The sequence below is a fragment of the Arthrobacter sp. Y3225116 genome, from assembly GCF_059091245.1.
The window spans coordinates 1-4,588 of record NZ_JBNHGL010000227.1 but is presented as its reverse complement, the minus strand read 5'-3'; the positions used below and the strand labels follow the sequence as shown (position 1 = coordinate 4,588).

At 67.7% G+C, this 4,588-nt stretch carries 4 protein-coding genes and 1 pseudogene; 1 reads left to right on the top strand and 4 read right to left on the bottom strand.

Features of this window, described 5'->3' with window-relative positions; genetic code table 11:
• On the top strand, window positions 1–707 hold a 707-nt coding region (locus tag AC5RV2_RS14935; RefSeq protein ID WP_494092981.1), incomplete at its 5' end, for a thiamine pyrophosphate-dependent enzyme.
• Window positions 708–799: 92 nt separating this feature from the next.
• On the opposite strand, the gene AC5RV2_RS14930 is transcribed toward AC5RV2_RS14935, so the two are convergent.
• From AC5RV2_RS14930 to AC5RV2_RS14915, 4 genes and pseudogenes are all read right to left on the bottom strand, one after another.
• Window positions 800–1,555, bottom strand: coding sequence for an amino acid ABC transporter ATP-binding protein (locus AC5RV2_RS14930; RefSeq protein WP_494000594.1), 756 nt, complete (start codon window positions 1,553–1,555; stop codon window positions 800–802).
• Window positions 1,556–1,558: 3 nt separating this feature from the next.
• A complete protein-coding gene (locus AC5RV2_RS14925) occupies window positions 1,559–2,344 on the bottom strand; it encodes an amino acid ABC transporter permease (protein ID WP_494092980.1) in 786 nt (261 codons plus the stop codon).
• A 78-nt stretch (window positions 2,345–2,422) separates the two neighbouring features.
• Window positions 2,423–3,241, bottom strand: a complete 819-nt coding sequence (locus AC5RV2_RS14920) for a basic amino acid ABC transporter substrate-binding protein (protein WP_494064828.1) — start codon at window positions 3,239–3,241, stop codon at window positions 2,423–2,425.
• Window positions 3,242–3,399: 158 nt separating this feature from the next.
• A pseudogene (locus AC5RV2_RS14915) lies at window positions 3,400–4,500 on the bottom strand (isochorismate synthase); the annotation flags it as partial.
• Window positions 4,501–4,588 lie beyond the last annotated feature (88 nt).

Below are 4,588 nucleotides of genomic sequence, written 5' to 3'. Positions count from 1 at the left end.
CCGGCCGGGGGCCCGGCGCGTGGCTGCGGCTCTGGCGGGAGGCCGCCGATGCGGCCGATGCGGCCCTGATTGGACGCCTGGACGCCGAACCGGAGCTGACGGGCCTGCGGGTCGCACGATCGGTCTGGCTCCATGCCCGCGGCCGGCTGGTGCTCGGTTCGTCCAACCCGATCCGCGACGTGGACCTGGCCGGAACGCCCATCGACATCCCGGACGCTTTCGTGCACGCCAACCGAGGGGTGGCCGGCATCGACGGCACGGTGGCGACGGCGGCGGGCATCGCGCTGGGAGCACGAACCGGAACCCGGGCCCTCATGGGTGACCTGACCTTCCTGCACGACGCCGGATCGCTGCTGCTCGGACCCGGGGAGCCCGAACCCGACCTGCAGATCGTGGTGGTCAACGATTCCGGCGGCGGGATCTTCTCGACCCTGGAACACGGAAAGGTGGGGGAGCACGCGGCGTTCACGTCCGCCGTCGAACGCCTCTTCGGCACCCCGCACCGCGCGGACCTTGCCTCGCTGGCGGCTGGCTACGGGGTCCGGCACCGGCTGGTCAAGGATGCGGACGAACTGGACGCAGTCCTCTCCGAGCCGGTGGCCGGGCGGAGCGTGGTGGAGGTCCGCACCGACCGAAGCCGGCTGCGGGCCGTGCACGCGGAAGTGGCGGCCGCCGTCGCGACCGCCACTGCCCGTTTGTTAAGGTGAGCCTGCTCAGTGGGCAACCTTGCCCAGTTTGTTGGGTGAGCCTGCTCAATCTGCTGGGCTGAGCCTGCCCCAGTTAGCTGGGGTGAGCCTGCTTAGAGGACCTTCGAGAGGAACGCCTTGGTGCGTTCGTGCTGCGGGTTGGCCAGCACGTCCTCGGGCTTGCCCTGCTCCACCACCACGCCGCCGTCCATGAAGACCACGCGGTCACCCACCTCGCGGGCGAAGCCCATCTCGTGCGTGACCACCATCATGGTCATGCCCTCGTCTGCCAGCTTGCGCATGACCTCCAGCACGTCGCCGACCAGTTCGGGGTCCAGCGCCGAGGTGGGCTCGTCGAAGAGCATCATGTCCGGGTTCATGGACAGCGCGCGCGCAATGGCCACCCGCTGCTGCTGCCCGCCGGAGAGCTGGGCGGGGTAGGCGTTCTCGCGGTTTGCCAGCCCCACCTTCTCCAGGTTCTTCCGGGCGACCTCCATGGCTTCGGCCTTGCCGCGCTTCTTGGCCCGGCGCTGGGCCAGGGTGAGGTTGTCCAAAACGTTCAGGTGCGGGAACAGGTTGAACTGCTGGAACACCATGCCGATCCGGGTGCGGACCCGGTCCAAGTCCGTTTCCGGGTCGGTGATGTCCACGCCTTCCACCAGGACGGTGCCGCTGGTGGGCTCCTCGAGCCGGTTCACGCAGCGCAGCAAGGTGGACTTGCCGGAGCCCGAGGGCCCGATCACGCAGACCACTTCACCCTGGTTCACGTGGAAGTCGATGCCCTTGAGGACCTCGTTGTTGCCGAAGTTCTTGCAGAGGTCCTTGACCTCGATGGCCGGCCTGTCGTGGCGCAGCGATTCTTCAGTCATGGGTTACCGGCTCCTGTTGTTGCGCTTCTCCAGCCAGGCGACCAGCTGGGTGAGCGGCAAGGTGATGATCAGGTACATGAGCGCCGCGGCGACCAGAGGCGTGGCATTGGCGAACTGGGAGACGCCGTCGCGGGCAAAAGTCGTGAGTTCCCGATTGGCCAGGGCCATGCCGGCGATAAAGAGCAGCGACGTGTCCTTGATCAGGATGACCAGCTCGTTGGTCAACGGCGGCGTGACGATGCGCACCGCCTGCGGCAGCACCACGGAGACCATGGTCCAGCTCGGGTTCATGCCCAGCGAGCGGGCCGCCTCCCGCTGACCGGAGGGCACGGCCTCGATGCCGGCGCGGAGCGTCTCGGCAATGTAGGCAGCGGAGACGACGATCAAACCGATCAGCCCGGCCCCCGTGCTGCCTCCCGGCGGACGCCACTGGAACGCGATCGGGACCGCGAAAGCGAAGCCGAAGATCACCAGCAGGGCAGGCAGGCCGCGGAACAGCTCGATGTAGGCGGTCGCCACCCACCGGTAGGGCGCCACGGGCGAGAGCTTCATGAGCGCCAGGAGGAGACCGAAGAGCAGGCCGCCGACGAAGGCGATCAGGGTGTAGACGACCGTGTTCTTCGCCGCCGTGACGATGATGGTGGGGAACTGCTCACCCAGGACTTCCGGGTTCAGGAAGCTCGTGCGGATGGCCTCCCAGTCGGCCACCAGGGCGACGGCGGCGACGGCGGCGATGAAGATGGCGTAAAGGACCCCGCGGAAAAGTCGGCGGCGGGTCGAAGGTTTCACTGGTGATGCCTTCCAGCTGTAAGTCGGCGGCCCCCGTTCCCGCTGCTTCACGCACGGGAACGGGGGCCGGAGGGCTTGCTACTCGGTGAAGTACTTGTCGTAGATTTCCTGGTACTTGCCGTTGTCGCGCAGCGTCGAGAGGGCATCGTTGACGGCCGAGATCAGGGCCTCGGACCCTTCCTTCTTCGCCGCGAAGCCGTAGGACTCGTCCGTCTTGTACTCCTCGACGATGGTGAACTTGCCGTCCTCGGTGTGGCCGATGTTCACCGGCAGGTCCTGCAGCAAGGCGTCGACCTGGCCGGCCTGGATGGCCTGGTACATCTCGGCATCGGACGGGAAGGCGACGACTTCGGCGTCCTCCGGGGCGTTCTCCCGGGTGTAGGCCTCGCCGGTGGTGCCCTGCTGGACGCCCACCTTCTTGCCGGAGAGATCGCCCACGGCCTTGATGTCGGAGTCCTTCGGGACCAGCAGCGACTGCAGCGAGTCGTAGTAGGGGTCGGAGAAGGCGATGTTCTTCTTGCGGTCTTCCGTGATGGTCATCGCGCTGGCGCCGAGGTCGCACTGGCCGGCGGCCAGGGTGACGCCCGACTGCAGGGCGTCGAAACCGACGTCCTGGATGGCCACCTCGAGGCCCATCTCCGAAGAGATCTCCGTGATCAGGTCGATGTCGAAGCCCGTGTACTCGCCGCCCTCTTCGAATTCGAACGGGGGGTAGGGGATGTCGGAGCAGACGGTCAGCTTGCCCTCCTGGACCAGGGGCAGCTCGGATCCCGCGCCGGCGGTGCCGGTGCCGCCGTTGCCGCCGGCGTCGTCCGAGCCACCGCAGGCGGTCAAAGCGAGTGCCGCCACGGCCAGAAGGGAGAACCCCTGGACCGCCTTGGATGCGTTTTTGCGCATAGTTACTACCTTTGTCTCGTTGGAAATCCGGCTTAAGTGTAACGGGAATGCCCGCAACACGTGATATGCACCACAGGCTACAGCTATTGCCTATTGGAAAACAGCGTAGTCGGCGGGAGGCTGGTTTGCCCCCGGCCGTGCCGATTGTCGGTGAATAGTTATCTGCGGCGCAGGCCGAGCGCCTCGATCATCGGCCTGAACTTGGCCCAGGTCTCCGCCAGTTCGGCCTCCGGATCGGAGCCGTCCACGATGCCGCAGCCGGCATAAAGCCGGACCCGCTGCGGACCCTCCACCACGGCGCCGCGCAGTGCGATGCCCCATTCACCGTTGCCGGCGCCGTCGGTCCAGCCCACCGGGCCGGCGTACGGCCCGCGGTCCATCTGCTCCAGTTCGCGGATCAGGGCTCCGGCAACCTCGGTGGGGGTGCCGCACACGGCCGCGGTGGGGTGCACCGCTTCGGCCAGTTCCAACGACGACGGCGGCTGCCCGCCGTCGTGCGCCAGCTCGGCCGACACGTCGGACGCCAGGTGCCAGACGTTGGGCAGCTCCAGCACGAACGGCTCGCTGTGCGAGCTCATCGCGGTGGTGAAGGGCTCGAGTTTGCGGGTGAGCGAGTCGATGGCGATCCGGTGCTCGTGCAGCTGCTTCTCGGAGCCGGCCAGCACGCGCTGGGCGTAGTCGGTGTCCGATTCGCCAGCGTGGCCGTGGGTCCGGGAACGGTCGAGGGTGCCGGCCAGCACCCGGGCGCGGGCCACGTTATTCTCCACCTTGATCAGCATCTCCGGCGTGGAGCCGATCAGCCCGTCCACCGAGTACGTCCAGCAGTCCTTGTACCGTGCGGCGAGTTCGCGCAGCACCTGGGCGGTGGCGATGGGCGCGGCGAGATGGGCCACCACGTCCCGGGCCACGACGAGCTTGCTCAGGTTCCCGGCCTGGATGCGCTTGACCCCGGCGGCGACGGCATCCATGTACGCCTGCTCCGACACCTGTCCCGGAACGAGGGAGTCGGCGGGATCGGGGCTGCGCTCTACCGAGATCTCTTCCAGCCAGCCCGCGAGCACGGCCTCGGCGGTCTCGGCGCTGAGGTGCGCATCGGCGTCGTACGTCAGATAGGTGAGCCAGGCGCGGTCGCCATCCAGGCCCACGAGCACCTCCGGCACCACCAGGCGGGAGCTGTGGGTCGAGGTGTAGGAGAACGCGAAGGAGCCGAAGGCGACCGGCCCGGTTCCGGGGCCGCCCACCCGGTTGTCGATGTCGGCGAGCCCGACCTGGAGAGGCCCTCAGCCCTGACCGGCTGGGTGCTTTTCTGTCGTTTCGAAAAGGTCAATTGGCAAACAAGGACTGTCC